General features: G+C 72.0%; 16 protein-coding genes. 6 read left to right on the top strand and 10 right to left on the bottom strand.

Annotated features, from left to right (window positions below):
* Window positions 1-5: 5 nt before the first annotated feature.
* Complete coding sequence (locus BLV39_RS42950; RefSeq protein ID WP_176984855.1) at window positions 6-176, bottom strand: hypothetical protein; 171 nt, start codon at window positions 174-176, stop codon at window positions 6-8.
* A 58-nt stretch (window positions 177-234) separates the two neighbouring features.
* On the opposite strand from BLV39_RS42950, the gene BLV39_RS11240 reads away from it, so the two are divergent.
* Window positions 235-591: a hypothetical protein gene (locus BLV39_RS11240; RefSeq protein ID WP_176984854.1), complete on the top strand. Its 357-nt coding sequence runs from the start codon at window positions 235-237 to the stop codon at window positions 589-591.
* 90 nt (window positions 592-681) lie between these two features.
* A complete protein-coding gene (locus BLV39_RS11235; protein ID WP_090789948.1) occupies window positions 682-1,335 on the top strand; it encodes a VOC family protein in 654 nt (217 codons plus the stop codon).
* On the opposite strand, the gene BLV39_RS11230 is transcribed toward BLV39_RS11235, so the two are convergent.
* Together BLV39_RS11230 and BLV39_RS11225 are read right to left on the bottom strand one after the other, a co-directional pair.
* Window positions 1,282-2,367: a hypothetical protein gene (locus BLV39_RS11230; RefSeq protein ID WP_090789946.1), complete on the bottom strand. Its 1,086-nt coding sequence runs from the start codon at window positions 2,365-2,367 to the stop codon at window positions 1,282-1,284. The genes BLV39_RS11235 and BLV39_RS11230 overlap by 54 nt on opposite strands.
* Window positions 2,364-2,894 carry a SigE family RNA polymerase sigma factor gene (locus tag BLV39_RS11225; RefSeq protein WP_090789945.1) on the bottom strand — a complete coding sequence of 177 codons (531 nt, stop codon included), beginning with the start codon at window positions 2,892-2,894 and terminating at the stop codon, window positions 2,364-2,366. The genes BLV39_RS11230 and BLV39_RS11225 overlap by 4 nt, the downstream gene beginning before the upstream one ends.
* A 90-nt stretch (window positions 2,895-2,984) precedes the next feature.
* Between BLV39_RS11225 and nadE the strand changes: the two genes are divergently transcribed.
* Window positions 2,985-3,818, top strand: a complete 834-nt coding sequence (nadE, locus tag BLV39_RS11220) for an ammonia-dependent NAD(+) synthetase (protein ID WP_090789943.1) — start codon at window positions 2,985-2,987, stop codon at window positions 3,816-3,818.
* Here the strand turns inward: nadE and BLV39_RS11215 are convergent.
* Window positions 3,815-4,144 carry a putative quinol monooxygenase gene (locus BLV39_RS11215; RefSeq protein ID WP_090791401.1) on the bottom strand — a complete coding sequence of 110 codons (330 nt, stop codon included), beginning with the start codon at window positions 4,142-4,144 and terminating at the stop codon, window positions 3,815-3,817. The genes nadE and BLV39_RS11215 overlap by 4 nt on opposite strands.
* 132 nt (window positions 4,145-4,276) lie before the next feature.
* On the opposite strand from BLV39_RS11215, the gene BLV39_RS11210 reads away from it, so the two are divergent.
* Window positions 4,277-5,218 carry a nucleoside hydrolase gene (locus BLV39_RS11210; RefSeq protein WP_176984853.1) on the top strand — a complete coding sequence of 314 codons (942 nt, stop codon included), beginning with the start codon at window positions 4,277-4,279 and terminating at the stop codon, window positions 5,216-5,218.
* On the opposite strand, the gene BLV39_RS11205 is transcribed toward BLV39_RS11210, so the two are convergent.
* The 3 genes from BLV39_RS11205 to BLV39_RS11195 form a co-directional block, all read right to left on the bottom strand.
* Window positions 5,215-5,937 (bottom strand): SDR family oxidoreductase, encoded by a 723-nt coding sequence (locus BLV39_RS11205; protein ID WP_090789941.1) that lies wholly within the window; start codon window positions 5,935-5,937, stop codon window positions 5,215-5,217. The two genes, BLV39_RS11210 and BLV39_RS11205, sit on opposite strands and share 4 nt — an antisense overlap.
* Window positions 5,938-6,069: 132 nt before the next feature.
* Window positions 6,070-6,354 carry a LysR family transcriptional regulator gene (locus BLV39_RS44750; RefSeq protein ID WP_090789940.1) on the bottom strand — a complete coding sequence of 95 codons (285 nt, stop codon included), beginning with the start codon at window positions 6,352-6,354 and terminating at the stop codon, window positions 6,070-6,072.
* A 1-nt stretch (window position 6,355) separates the two neighbouring features.
* The gene (locus BLV39_RS11195) at window positions 6,356-6,850 is read right to left on the bottom strand and encodes a CGNR zinc finger domain-containing protein (protein WP_176984852.1); all 495 of its coding nucleotides are present in this window, start codon (window positions 6,848-6,850) and stop codon (window positions 6,356-6,358) included.
* Between the two features lie 110 nt (window positions 6,851-6,960).
* Between BLV39_RS11195 and BLV39_RS11190 the strand changes: the two genes are divergently transcribed.
* Complete coding sequence (locus tag BLV39_RS11190) at window positions 6,961-7,635, top strand: type 1 glutamine amidotransferase domain-containing protein (protein WP_090789936.1); 675 nt, start codon at window positions 6,961-6,963, stop codon at window positions 7,633-7,635.
* Window positions 7,636-7,774: 139 nt separating this feature from the next.
* Here BLV39_RS11190 and BLV39_RS11185 read toward each other — a convergent pair whose 3' ends face one another.
* From BLV39_RS11185 to BLV39_RS11175, 3 genes are all read right to left on the bottom strand, one after another.
* Complete coding sequence (locus BLV39_RS11185; protein ID WP_090791398.1) at window positions 7,775-8,215, bottom strand: VOC family protein; 441 nt, start codon at window positions 8,213-8,215, stop codon at window positions 7,775-7,777.
* Window positions 8,216-8,283: 68 nt separating this feature from the next.
* Complete coding sequence (locus BLV39_RS11180; protein WP_090789934.1) at window positions 8,284-8,793, bottom strand: monooxygenase family protein; 510 nt, start codon at window positions 8,791-8,793, stop codon at window positions 8,284-8,286.
* A gap of 13 nt (window positions 8,794-8,806) precedes the next feature.
* The gene (locus tag BLV39_RS11175) at window positions 8,807-9,598 is read right to left on the bottom strand and encodes an alpha/beta fold hydrolase (protein ID WP_090789930.1); all 792 of its coding nucleotides are present in this window, start codon (window positions 9,596-9,598) and stop codon (window positions 8,807-8,809) included.
* 184 nt (window positions 9,599-9,782) lie between these two features.
* Here BLV39_RS11175 and BLV39_RS11170 point away from each other — a divergent pair, with 184 nt between their 5' ends.
* Complete coding sequence (locus BLV39_RS11170; protein WP_239083950.1) at window positions 9,783-12,809, top strand: AAA family ATPase; 3,027 nt, start codon at window positions 9,783-9,785, stop codon at window positions 12,807-12,809.
* The last annotated feature ends 23 nt before the right edge of the window (window positions 12,810-12,832 follow it).

Below are 12,832 nucleotides of genomic sequence, written 5' to 3'. Positions count from 1 at the left end.
TTGCCCTAGTCGTCGTCTCCGTCATCGTCATCGTCGTCTCCGTCGTCGCCGCCCGGGCAGGCGGTCAGGCTCAGGAGCCCGACGGTGCCACCGGCGACGGCGAACGTCCGGCCGAAGAAGACTCGGCGGCTCATCGCGGGGCCGTCGCTCTTCGCATCGAATTCACGGTCTTCCATTCCGGCATGATGGCAGCTCGCGGGGCCGCCGGGAACCCTTGTCCGGCGCTAGGGTCTGTTGAAGATCAACCACACGAGGGGCGGCGGGGTACGTGGGTGCGCCGCCGACTTTCCGAACCGGCCCAGGACCGAGAAGGAGCTGTGGGACGAGGAGGTCGTCCAGGAGTCGGGCAAACACTCCATCTTGGACATGTACCGGATGACGGAGGACGGCGAAGAACCCGGCCCCGGCACCGTCCAGCCGGTCACCGAGGCCGAGGCCCTGTCGTCGGTCGGCGTCGCGAAGCTGACCCGCGCCCACGTGGAGGCGCTGGAGCCGCTCGCCGAGGAGCGCTGGGTGGGCCGCTGCGCGGTCCTGCACAACGCGACGGGCGAGCCCGAGGAGCTCTGCTTCTGGGGCTTCTCGGGCGACTGAGCCCTACGCCACGGGCCATCTCGGGCCCTTCCGCAGACCGGTCAGGAATGGAGAAGCATCCGGGGTCGGTCCCGCAATAGCGTTCTGGGCATGACATTCATCGAATCCGTCACCCTGGACGTGGCCGACGCCGCGGCCGCCACCCGCTTCTACACCGAGGCCTTCGGCCTGGACACCCAGATCCGCGTGCGGACCTCACAGGCACCGACGACCGGTTTCCGCGGCTTCACGCTGTCGCTCACCGTGTCGCAGCCGGCCGACGTCGACGCACTGATCGGGGCCGCCCTGGCCGCCGGCGCGACGACGCTGAAGCCCGCGACCAAGTCGCTCTGGGGCTACGGCGGTGTCGTGGCCGCCCCGGACGGGACGATCTGGAAGGTGGCGACCTCGGCGAAGAAGGACACCGGCCCGGCCTCCCGGCGGATCGACTCGATCGTGCTCCTGCTGGGAGTCGCGGACATCGGCGCGAGCAAGCGGTTCTACGTCGAGCACGGGCTGGAGGTGGCCAAGAGCTTCGGCCGCGTGTACGTCGAGTTCGCCTCCGGGTCGAGCCCGGTCAAACTGGCGCTGTACCGCCGCCGCGCCCTGGCCAAGGACGCCGGCGTCGCCCCCGACGGCACCGGCTCGCACCGGATCACCATCGGCGGCGACGCCGAGCCCTTCACCGACCCGGACGGCTTCGCCTGGGCGTCAGGGGCGGGCGAACGCGAGGGCGTTCTCGACGCCGCGCAGAGCGGGCGGTAGCGCGATCCGTTGGACTTCCTTGCCATCGGTCGAGAAGACGATCAGCTCGCGCTCCGCGACGGCGACGATCCGGTCAGGGGTGGCCCAGATGACGCCCCTGGCCTGGATACCGTCCCCGGGTTCGCAGTCGAGCTCGGCCAGCACGGCGGTGGTGGCGACGTCGACGATGCCGATTCCGGCGAACCCCTGCTCGTTGGCGATCTCCGCGACGACGTACCGGCCGTCCGGCGACCAGGCGTCACTGCTCTGCACCGCTCCCCCGAACGGCATCCACTGACCCCGGCCGCCTTCGGCCGGGTACGCCGTCAGCCCTTCGATGGGGTGGCTCGCGTCCGGGAGCCCGATCTCCAGGTCGCCGGGCAGCCAGGTCGGCTGGCAGAGCTCGACGCAGGGCACGGCCGGCTGCAGGGTGCGGGCCTTGGCGGTGGCCACGTCCACCACGACGATGCTCAGCGACGGCTGGTCGGCACCCGGTCCGGCGAAGGCGAGCCGACGGCCGTCACGTGACCACTGTGGACGGCCGATCTCCAGCCGAGCTCCGGCGATCCAGCGCACGTCGTCGCGGCGCACGTCGAGAATGCCCACCCGGCCGTCGTCGTCGGCGACAGCGGCGAGCCTCCCGTTCGGTGACGCCCACGCCCTCGGATAACCGGACGACCGGTACTTGTGTGTCTTCGGGTCGTAGACGTGGCTGCCCGACTCACTGCTCGCGCTCGCGACGTAGACACCGCCGGGAAGCGCCACCGCGCCACGCGGCGCCGGCTTGGTCGCGGGCGGCGTGGTGGCCACCGGGGTCGGCGAACCGGTGGCCGGGGCCGTGGGCGATGCCACCGGCGGTGCCGGCTTCTCGCCGGAGCCGTACGCGAACGGTGCGATCACGGCCACCATGGCGAGCGCGGCGCCGGTCCCGCCGACGACGTTGCGGCGAACCCGCATGCGCCGGGCCTGCCGCAGCGCCGCCTGGGTCGGGTTGTCGTAGCGCAGGTCCTCGCCCAGGTGGCGCAGGGCGTACTCCACGCGTTCCTCGCTCATTTCAGGACCTCCAGCTCGGCGTCGTCTGCTGCCAGGAGGCCCTGGCCGGGTATCAGCTCTCGAAGGCGGACGAGTGCCCGGGACGCCTGGCTGGCTACGGTGCCCGGGGAGCAGCCCAGCACCTGGGCGACCTGTTTCTCGCTGAGGTCCTCGAGGTATCGCAGCACCAGCACGGCCCGCTGCCGGGGTGGCAGCCGGAGCAGCGCGCTGTGCACGGCGAGGCGGTCCGCCACCTGGCGGGACAGGTCGCCGCCGGCGCTGTGGTCCGGCACCGCCTCGACCGGGACCTCGCGCAGGCGCCGCAGCTTGCGCCAACGCGAGACGTGGTCGTGGTAGAGGATCTTCCGCACGTACATCTCGGCGCCGTGCTCGACCCTGGACCAGTGCAGCGCCGTCTTCGCCAGAGCCGTCTGCAGCAGGTCCTCCGCCGCCTGTTGATTCCCGGTCAGCGCGTAGGCGACGCGGAGCAGGCGATGACCGCGTTCGACGACGAACGCGGTGAACTCCCGCTCGGCTGTTTCGTCCATGGATGCTCCCTCCACCGACATAGACAGCAGCCGAGCGAAGAACCTTGCATGCCGGGCGGTACGGATTTGTAGGGCCAGTACAGTGGCCCGGTGGTTGACCTACGGCAGCAGATTCTCGTCGAGCTCGACGTCAAGAAGACCATCGATCCCCAGGCCGAGATCCGGCGGCGGGTCGACTTCCTCAAGGGCTACCTGCGGTCGACGCCGGCCACCGGCTTCGTGCTCGGCGTCAGCGGCGGCCAGGACAGCACGCTGACCGGCCGGCTGTGCCAGCTCGCCGTCGAGGAGGCGCGGGCGGAGGGCCAGGACGCCACCTTCATCGCCGTCCGGCTGCCCTACGGTGTGCAGGCCGACGAGGACGACGCGCAGGCCGCGCTGCGGTTCATCCGCCCCGACCGGTCGATCGCGGTGAACGTCAAGCCGAGCGCGGACGCCGCCGCCGCCGGGGTCGCGGCAGCCCTGGACGGTGACCCCAAGCTGCGGGACATCGTGCGCGGCAACATCAAGGCCCGCGAGCGGATGGTGGTCCAGTACGCGATCGCCGGCCAGCTCAACATGCTCGTCGTAGGCACCGACCACGCGGCCGAGGCGGTGACGGGGTTCTTCACCAAGTACGGCGACGGTGGCGTCGACCTGACCCCGCTGACCGGCCTGACCAAGCGCCAGGGCGCGGCCCTGCTCCAGGAGCTGGGCGCACCGCGAAGTGCCTGGGAGAAGGTGCCGACCGCCGACCTCGAGGACGACCGGCCGGCGCTGCCCGACGAGGAAGCGCTCGGCCTTACCTACACGGAGATCGACGACTACCTCGAGGGCGTCGACGTCTCAGCGGAGCTCGCGGCCAGGGTGGAGTCGGTCTTCCGCGCGACCCGGCACAAGCGCACCGTTCCCGCGACGCCGGGCGACGACTGGTGGAGCCGGCCCTAGGCCTCCGGGACCGCGAGCTCGCCGAGCTCCGACCAGTCGTCCTGGGACAGCGTCGCGTTGATGATCTTCGGCGTGGCGGTCAGGTAGGCCGGCAGCGTCTTCCGCGCCTGCGCGAAGTGCTCGGATCCCACGTGGGCGCCGCCGGCGTCGCCGTCGCGGAAGGCCTCGACCAGGACGTACTCGGTGGGGTCGTCGAGGCTGCGCGACCAGTCGAACCAGAGGCAGCCGGGTTCGGCCCGGGTCGCCTCGGTGAAGTCGCGTGAGATCGCCGGCCACTGGTCGGCGTGCTCGGGCTTGACCCGGAACTTGGCGGTAATGAAGATCATCCGAACCTCCTCGTGGCCGTGCGCACCCGTGCGCGTCATTTTCCCCGCAGCGAGCCTAGGTGAGTGTCGCAGAATGATCCGCGCGCGCCGCGCGGGCGGTCATGGCGACGACCGCGGTCTATCGTCGACCGGGTGAGCGAGAACGTGATCGTCGACTGCGACCCCGGACACGACGACGCGCTGGCGCTGCTGCTGGCGGTGGGCGACCCCCGGCTCCGGGTCCTCGGCGTCACCACGGTCGCCGGCAACCAGACTCTCGACAAGACGACGCGCAACGCCCTGCGGATGCTCGCGTTGGCCGGCGTCGACGGCGTCCCGGTCGCGGCCGGGTGCGACCGGCCGCTGGTCGGCGAGCTCACCGTCGCCGAGAACATCCACGGCGCGTCCGGGCTCGACGGGCCCGACCTCGACCTGCCGGTGGCCGAGGTCGCGGACGTGCACGCGGTCGAGTTGATGCGGCGGCTGATCGTGGAGTCCGCCGAGCCGGTCACGCTGGTCGCGCTCGGGCCGCTCACCAACGTCGCGTTGCTCCTGCGCCGCCATCCCGAGGTCGCGCCGCGCGTACGCCGCGTCGTCTTCATGGGTGGCTCGACCGAACGGGGCAACACGACGCCGTACGGCGAGTTCAACATCGTCACCGACCCCGAAGCCGCCGACATCGTGCTGCGGTCGGGTCTGCCGATCACGATGATCGGGCTGAACGTCACGCACCAGGCCCTCGCGACCGAGCAGATCATCGCCGAGTTCCGCGGCCTGGGCACCCGCCTGGGCACGGTCTGCGCGGAGCTGATGACCTTCTTCGCGAGCGCCTATCTCCGGGAGTTCGGGTTGCCGCATCCGCCGGTGCACGACCCGATCGCGGTGGCCGCCGTCATCGACGCCTCAGTCGTCCGGACCGTCGCCGCACCCGTCGCCGTCGAGCTGACCGGGACGTACACCCGCGGCGCGACGGTCGTGGATCTGCACCACCGCACCGGCGCCGCCCCGAACGTGGACGTCGCGGTCGGACTCGACGTCGACGCCTTCTGGGACCTGCTCATGACCGCGGTGCGGCGGTTGGGCGCACCGGCCTAGAGCGAGACGAGGTGCATGCCGCCGTCCGCCTCGATGACGGTGCCGGTCAGGTTGGGGTTGGTCGCGACCAGCACGAGCGCCTCGGCGATGTCCTCCACGGTGGCGACCCGCCGGGTCGGTAGCGCCCGGGTGACCTGGTCGAAGTAGCCCCGCCGCACCTCGTCGCTCATCCCGGCCCCGGTCCACCAGGGCGAGTCGACGGCGCCGGGCGCCACCGCGTTCACCCGGATCGGGCCGAGCTCGACGGCGAGCGGCCGCACCAGGGCCTCGATGGCACCGTTGATGGCGGCGACGCCCGCGCTGCCCGGGATGGCGCCGCGGGCCGTGATCGCGCTCAGCAGGGTGATCGAGCCGTCGGGCGCCAGGTGCGGCAGGGCGGACTGGATCGTGCCGAGCTGGGCCCAGAACTTGGCGTCGAACTCCTCGCGCAGCACGGCCAGGTCGAGGTCGGCGATCGGACCCGGACCGCCGAACCCGCCGACGGTCACGACCAGCCAGTCGACGACGCCGATCTCGGCGACCACCGCACGGACCGCGGCCGGGTCGCCCGCGTCGAGCCGGTGGCCGATCAGCTCGGGGTCGGTGCCGGCGACGGCGGCCAGCCGCTCGCTGCCCCGTCCGCCGATGTGCACGGTGGCGCCCCGCTGGCGAAGCATCCGGGCGGCGGCGAGGCCGATCCCCGACGTTCCGCCGACGACGAGTGCGGTGCGCTCAGACATGACAGATCTCCCTCGGTGAGCCGACCCTTCTGATCATCGGCGACGTCTGCTGAGACATAAGCCGGTTCGCGAGACTCCGCTACGAGCGGGCCCTCCGCGACCAGCTCACCGCGATCGCCGAGGACGAGCGGCTTACGGCGTAGGCGCGCATTCGGCCGGGCAGGTGTGCCGCGCGGCCGCACGGACGGCGTCAGCGGCGGCGATCGCGGCGCGGGCGCTGTCGAGCGTGGCGTGCCCGGTCTTCGTCAGCTCGACGTGGTGCCTGCTGCGTTCGAACAGCGGACGGCCGAGGTCGCGCTCCAGCACCTGGACCGTGCGGGAGACCGCCGACTGGGCGACGCGCAGACGGGTGGCGGCGCGGGAGAAACTGCGTTCCTCGGCGACCGCCACGAAGGTCCGCAAATGGCGAAGATCCACGTCAGGCTGCCTTTCGGCGGTTGCGGTAGGCGCGCATCGACGCCTGGGAGGAACATGCCGGGCTGCAGTAGAGGCCGGACGTGTTGCGGGTCTTGTCGAAGAAGCCGGTGTGGCAGGTGTCGTTCTTGCAGACCTTCGCCCGGGCCCACGCACCCCGATAGGCGAGGTCGGTGACCGCCCCGAGCACCCGGGCGAAGAGGCCGAACGCGCCGTCGTGGGCCGGCACGAGCGCGCACGCATCAGCACCGACCACGGGGATCAACGGATAGCGGGTCGCCACCTGACGCAGGTGGGCTTCCGCCGCACCGACCGCGCCCGCGTCGAGCGCGCAACCGGAGTGCGCGCGCAACAGGACGGCCAGGCTGGCCCGCAGCTCCGTCGCCGCCGCCACGTCGGAGGGCGTGGCGCCGTCGAGCCAGCCGTCGAGCGACTCGGCGTTGACGAACGAGAGCACCAGGTCACTGGCCTCGCAAACGGCTGGCGGGCAATTCTCCACGTTAGGAGCGTAGCTCCGTCGGTGCCCACCCTGATGCCCAAGAAGCATAACTAGGTGAAGGTCTACGTCCGTACGGTGGCAACGTCACTTCGTACAAGGAGAAACCTCCCATGTCATCTGTTCTGATCGTTCTGTCCGGTGCGCGCTTCTGGACGCAGCAGGACGGCAGCCAGCGTCCCAGCGGCTTCTGGGCCGAGGAGTTCACCACCCCGTACCGGACCCTCACCGAGGCCGGCGTGCGGGTCACGATCGCCACCCCGGGCGGCCGCGTCCCGGTCGCCGACGCGATCAGCGTCGACGAGACCCAGCAGCCCTACCTGGACGGCATCCGCCACGTGCTCGAGTCGCCGGTGCGGCTGGCGGACGTCGACCCGGCCGACTACGACGCCGTGCTGATCCCCGGCGGCCACGGCCCGATGCAGGACCTCGCCGTGGACCCGGACATCGCCCGCATCCTCGAGGCGATGCTGCCCGACGAGTCCAAGACCGTCGCGGCGCTGTGCCACGGACTGGCGGCGTTCCTGCCGGCCGGCGACAACGACGGCGGTTGGCTGTTCCGTGGCCGGCAGCTCACCTCGTTCAGCGACGTCGAGGAGGAGCAGGTCGGCCTCGCGGCCAACGCCCCCTGGCTGCTGGAGACGCGGCTGCGGGCAGCCGGCGCGGTGCACAGCGCCGGACCGGCCTTCACCTCGTACGTCGTGGTCGACGGCAACCTGATCACAGGCCAGAACCCCCAGTCGGCGGAAGCGGCCGGCGAGGCCCTGCTGAAGGCGCTGTCGAACTAGTTCATTCATTGAACTAGGCTGCTCGCATGGCGCGTCGAAGACGCCGGCCTGCTGCCGCCGGAAGCCCACGACGAGCCGGCCGTCGCCGAGCGCCGACCGCTGCCCACGGCGACCCGCGTCGTCCTCACGCCCGCACCCGTCAGGTGAGCTGTTGGGCCAGCCCGACGATGATGTCCTCGGGTCCGCGGACGTAGCAGAGCCGGTAGACGTCCTCGTACCGCGCGACCTCACCCACGAGCTCGGCGCCGTGGGTGCGCAGCCGGGCGATGACCTCGTCGATGTCGTCGACGGCGAACATGATCCGGCGGATGCCCAGCGTGTTCGCCGGTGCCTCCTTGGGCTCGGGTCTGATCGCCTTCGGCGTGTGGAACATCGCGAGCTCGATCCGGCCGTGGCCGTCCGGGGTCCGCAGCATCGCGACGTCCTGCCGGACGCCGGTGATCCCGATGACGCTCTCCACCCACCGCCCCTCGATCGGCGCCCTGCCTTCCAGTTCCATGCCGAGCTCGACGAAGAACGCGATGACGGCGTCGAGGTCCTCGACGACGATCAGGACGTTGTCCATCCGCTTGAGCGCCATGCTCGTGTCTCCCTGCTGTCGTACGACCATTCGCTCCTGAGACGGAGCCGCCCGGCCGTTCTCGACATCTAGGAGTCGTAGAGCTCCTTCTCGCCGATGGCCGCCGCGCCGCCGACCTCGCCCCGGCCCAGGCGGGCCGCGGAGCCGAACATGGGTCCGCGGGCGCGTTGCACGCCGGCGAACCGGCCGAAGCCGATCGGTTTGGGCACATCGTCGTACACGGCTTCCATGCCGCCCTTGACCGAGTACGTCTCGTGCCAGAACCCGGTGCCGCCGGAGTCGCGCAGGAAGTCCAACCACCACTGCCGGTGTGGCTCGGATCGCGCGAACTCGAGCAGTGAGGGCAGGTCGCGCCAGTACTGCCGCATGCCCATGTTCATCGGGAAGAACGAGTAGTACACGGGCTCGTGCAGCAGCAGCCCGTCGGGCTTACCCGCGACCGACTCACTGATCTTGCGGCCGAAGCTGAAGAAGGTCCGAATCCCGTAGAGGTGGTTCACCCGCATGCCCAGGTACAGGACCAGCAGGTCCGGATAGGTGGACAGGTCCACGGTCTGGCGGACGACCTTGGTTGGCATTGTCGAGCTCCCTTCAGCGGGTGGCGCGTTCGATGAGGTCGGCGGTCTCGGCGGGCTGCGAGATCATCGCGACGTGCGAGGCGCGGACCTCGCGGACGCGGGAGCCGGCCCGCTGCGCCATGAAGCGCTGCGTCGCCGCCGGGATCACCCTGTCGTCACGGGCGACCAGATACCAGGACGGGATCGTCTTCCACGCGGGTGCGCCGGACGGCTCGCCCAGCGTCTGCACGTCGGCGGGCCGCTGCGTCGCCCACATCACGTCGGTCGTCGACCTGCGCAGGTCGCCGGCGAACACGTCGTGGAACGCCTCCTTCTTGATGTAGCCGTCCACGTGGTCCACACCGTACGGGCGGAAGTCCAGTGCCGCCTCGGTCAACTCGGTTCCCGGGAACTTGCCCTGCACGTCCAGCAGCGACTCACCCTGGTCGGGAGCGAACGCGGCCACGTACACGAGGGCCTTGACCGCGGGGTTGCCCGTCGCGGCGTTGGTGATGACGATCCCGCCGTACGAGTGCGCCACCAGCACCAACGGTCCGCTCAGGGTCCCGAGGACGCTGGCCAGGTAGGCGGAGTCGGAGGCCACGCCGCGCAACGGGTTCGCCGGCGCGATGACCGGGTAGCCGGCACGGATGAGCCGCGCGGCGACGTCGTTCCAGCCGGAGGCGTCGGCGAACGCGCCGTGCACCAGCACCACGGTCGGCTTCGCCTTGTGCCCCGAGTGGGCCTGCGCGGCGGGCGCACCGAGAACAGCGCCCGTGGCGGCCGCGACGGATCCGGCCAGCAGCGTGCGTCGGGTGGTCGTCATCGAATGTGTCCCCTCGATATCGTTTTCGTCAGCCGGCCCACGGTACGAGCGAACAGTTGACGATCACTGAACGACAACTTCCCCGCTGTAGACTCGCGACCGCATACGTGTGCAGGAGGAGCTGTTGGCTGGCCTGCGTCTTCAAATTCTCGGACCCTTGCGGGTCTGGCGAGATGGTGTCGAAGTGGACACCGGGCCTCGGCAACAGGCCTACCTGCTCGCGCTGCTCCTCGCCCGGGCGGGCCGGCCGATCAGCACCGCTGAGCTGATCGAGCTGATCTGGGGAGCCGACGTACCCTCCTCGGCCCTCAACATCCTCCAGAAATACGTCGGCACGCTCCGGCGGTTGTTGGAACCCGCGCTGCCGGCCCGGGGCGTCGGCTCCTACCTGCAGCGTCGCGGTGGCGGCTACCTCTTCGCGGCCGGGCCCGGCGTCCTGGACGTCAGCGCTTTCCGGGAGCTCGTCGACCTGGCCCGGGCGCGGTCCGGGCACGAGGCGCTCGACCATTACGCGCGGGCGTTGGAGCTCTGGCACGGTGCCGCGGGCGACGGGCTGACCCACCCGAGGGCGACATCGGTGTTCACCGCACTCGACGGTGAGTTCTTCGACGCCTGTGCGGCCGCGGCCGAGGTCGCGGTGTCGCAGGGCCAGCCCAGACGCGTGCTGCGGCCGCTCCAGCTCGCCGCTCGGATGGCGCCGCTGCACGAACCGGTGCAGTCGGCTCTCATCTCCGCGCTGGCGGCGGCCGGCCAGCAGGCGGAGGCGCTCGCCCTGTTCGGGACGCTCCGGGCACGCCTCGCCGACGAGCTCGGCATCGATCCCGGCCCTGAGTTGCTCGCCGCGCACCAGCGGATCCTGCGCCAGCCCACGGCAGTCGCCCACAACGGCTTGGTGGGCCGGGCCGACGAGCTCGCGCTGCTGCACCATGCCGTGCGGTCGGCGCTGTCCGGCGGCACGGGGCTCGTCGTCGTCGAAGGTGAGCCCGGGGTCGGCAAGACCCGGCTGCTGGAGGAGGTCGCGGCGGAAGCCGACCACCTCGGCGCGCTCGTCCTCTGGGGCCGCTGCCTCCAGGGCGACGGCACACCGGCGATGTGGCCGTGGGTGCGGCTCGTCAGCACCCTCCTCGAGAACCTGCCGCCGGCCGCGCGCACCGACTGGCACGCCGGCGACCTCGGCCGCCTGCTGGAGCCGCGCGACGGCGTCATCTCGGCGCCGGTGCTGCCCGACACCGGCGCCCAGTTCCGCCTGTTCGAACGGGTTGTCGCTCTCGTAGGCCAGGTCGCCGGCCAGCGGCCGCTGGTGCTCGTGCTCGACGACCTCCAGTGGGCCGACGCCGCCTCGTTGCAGCTCTTCGGCCACCTGTCGGTACGGCTGCCCGGCGCCACCGTCGTCCTCGGTGCGCTCCGCGACCGCGCGCCCGTGCCCGGCTCGGAGCTCGCGCGGATGCTCGCCGGGGCGAGCCGGCTCCCCCACCACCGGCGCATCCGCCTCGGCCCGCTCGGCGCGGCCGAGGTGGCCGAGCTCGTTCACCGCGAGACCGGCCAGGCACCCGGTCCGGGCGCCGCACGCAGCATCCACGCCCGTACCGCCGGCAATCCGTTCTTCGTCCGTGAGCTGTCCCGGTTGCTCGCCGGCGGCGGCGCGCTCACCGAGGACGCCGCGGCCCGGGCCGGGGTGCCGTCCACCGTGCGCGACGTCGTCCGGGACCGGATGGCCGGCCTCGACGAGGACGCCGCCGGCCTGTTGCAGGTCGCCGCGCTCGTCGGCCGCGACGTCGACCTCGGGCTGCTCGCCCGGGCCGCCGCGATCGACGGGCAGACCTGCCTGGACCGGCTCGAACCCTTGCAGGGGCTCGGGTTGCTCGAACCATCGCCCGGCGACCCGTTCTCGTTCCGCTTCGCGCACGACCTGGTGCGCGAGTCGGTCGTCGGGACGACGTCGCCGATCCGCGCCACCCGGTTGCACCTGCGCGTCGCGGAAGCGCTGGAGGGCACGGGCGACGAGTCCGTGGCCGAGCGGCTCGCCCATCACCTCTGGGCCGCCGGGCCGCTCGCGGATCCGGCCCGCACCGCCGACGCGTTGGTGCGCGCCGGCAGCCGCGCCGCGGCCAAGTCCGCGTTCGAGGCCGCCGAGCGCCAGCTCCGCGCGGCCGCGCACGTGGCACGGACGGCCGGCCTCGCGGAGCTGGAGCTGGCCGCTCTGTCGCAGCTCACCGCGGTCAGCGGGATGCGCTCGGGGTACGTCGGATCGGCGCTGGACCTGCTGGAGCGCGCCGAGCAACTGGCTCGTGCGCTCGGCCGCGAGCGGGAGGCGGCCGACTTCCTGTTCTCCCGCTGGGCCGCGTACTCGCAGGGCATCCAGCTCGACCACGCCGGGCGGCTGGCGCGCCGGCTGCTCGACCAGGGCGAGGCGTCCGGGGACCCGCTCGTGCGGGCGTACGGCCGGCACGCCTGGGGCATCCACCAGTGGGACGTCGGCAACATCGGCGAGTCGTTCCGGTATCTGAGCGGGACCAGCTCGACGGTCCTCGACGACCTGCCCCACGGCGGCGAGGACCCGCTCCGGCGCGACCTGCGGCTGCTCTGGCCGGTCATGCTCGCGCTGATGACCGCGCTGCACGGCGACGTGCCGGGTGCGCGGGTGCTGTTCGACCGGATGGAGGACGCGGCCGCCGACGACCCGTACGTCATCGCGGTCTGGTCCGCCTTCTCCGTCACGGCCGCCGCGCTGGCCGGCGACGCCGCCTGGGCGATGCGCGCGGCGACCCGGGGCATCGCCATGGACCCGGAGCGCACCTTCGTCTTCCTCGGCAGCTACCAGCGGCTGGCCTGGTGCTGGGCGCGGGCCGTGACCGGCGACGACCCGGCCGGCGCCGCGACCGAGGCGGCGCTGATCATCGAGGCGACGCTGCTCGACCCGCCGCGTTCGGGCGTGGCCACCTGGTGCGGGCTGCTCGCCGAGATGTGGCTGGCCGCCGGGATGACCGACGAGGCCGCCGCGGCGCTCGACCGTGCCGACGCCCTGCTCGACCGCTGCGACCAGCGCTATGCCGAGGGGCACGTGCTGCTGCTCCGGGCGCGGTTGTCGCAGGAGCGCGGCGCACCGTTCAAGGCCGCCGCCGAGCAGGCCCGCACCCTGTCCGTCGAGCGCGAGGCCAACCTGTTCGCCGACCGCGCGCAGGAGCTGCTGGACGGGCCGGGCGGTCACTGATCGCCGCGGACTTCAGTCGTTGT

It is taken from the genome of Asanoa ishikariensis, from assembly GCF_900107455.1.
Classification (GTDB): Bacteria; Actinomycetota; Actinomycetes; order Mycobacteriales; family Micromonosporaceae; genus Asanoa; species Asanoa ishikariensis.
Note: the sequence above shows the minus strand (reverse complement) of the source record. Positions and strands in the feature narration are given on the sequence as shown.

Bases quoted from the DNA above. Each gene is read 5' to 3' on its own strand.
- BLV39_RS42950 (WP_176984855.1), bottom strand. From the start codon at position 176: ATGGAAGACCGTGAATTCGATGCGAAGAGCGACGGCCCCGCGATGAGC.
- BLV39_RS11235 (WP_090789948.1), top strand. From the start codon at position 682: ATGACATTCATCGAATCCGTCACCCTGGACGTGGCCGACGCCGCGGCC.
- BLV39_RS11230 (WP_090789946.1), bottom strand. From the start codon at position 2,367: ATGAGCGAGGAACGCGTGGAGTACGCCCTGCGCCACCTGGGCGAGGAC.
- BLV39_RS11225 (WP_090789945.1), bottom strand. From the start codon at position 2,894: ATGGACGAAACAGCCGAGCGGGAGTTCACCGCGTTCGTCGTCGAACGC.
- BLV39_RS11215 (WP_090791401.1), bottom strand. From the start codon at position 4,144: ATGATCTTCATTACCGCCAAGTTCCGGGTCAAGCCCGAGCACGCCGAC.
- BLV39_RS11205 (WP_090789941.1), bottom strand. From the start codon at position 5,937: ATGTCTGAGCGCACCGCACTCGTCGTCGGCGGAACGTCGGGGATCGGC.
- BLV39_RS11190 (WP_090789936.1), top strand. From the start codon at position 6,961: ATGTCATCTGTTCTGATCGTTCTGTCCGGTGCGCGCTTCTGGACGCAG.
- BLV39_RS11185 (WP_090791398.1), bottom strand. From the start codon at position 8,215: ATGGCGCTCAAGCGGATGGACAACGTCCTGATCGTCGTCGAGGACCTC.
- BLV39_RS11180 (WP_090789934.1), bottom strand. From the start codon at position 8,793: ATGCCAACCAAGGTCGTCCGCCAGACCGTGGACCTGTCCACCTATCCG.
- BLV39_RS11175 (WP_090789930.1), bottom strand. From the start codon at position 9,598: ATGACGACCACCCGACGCACGCTGCTGGCCGGATCCGTCGCGGCCGCC.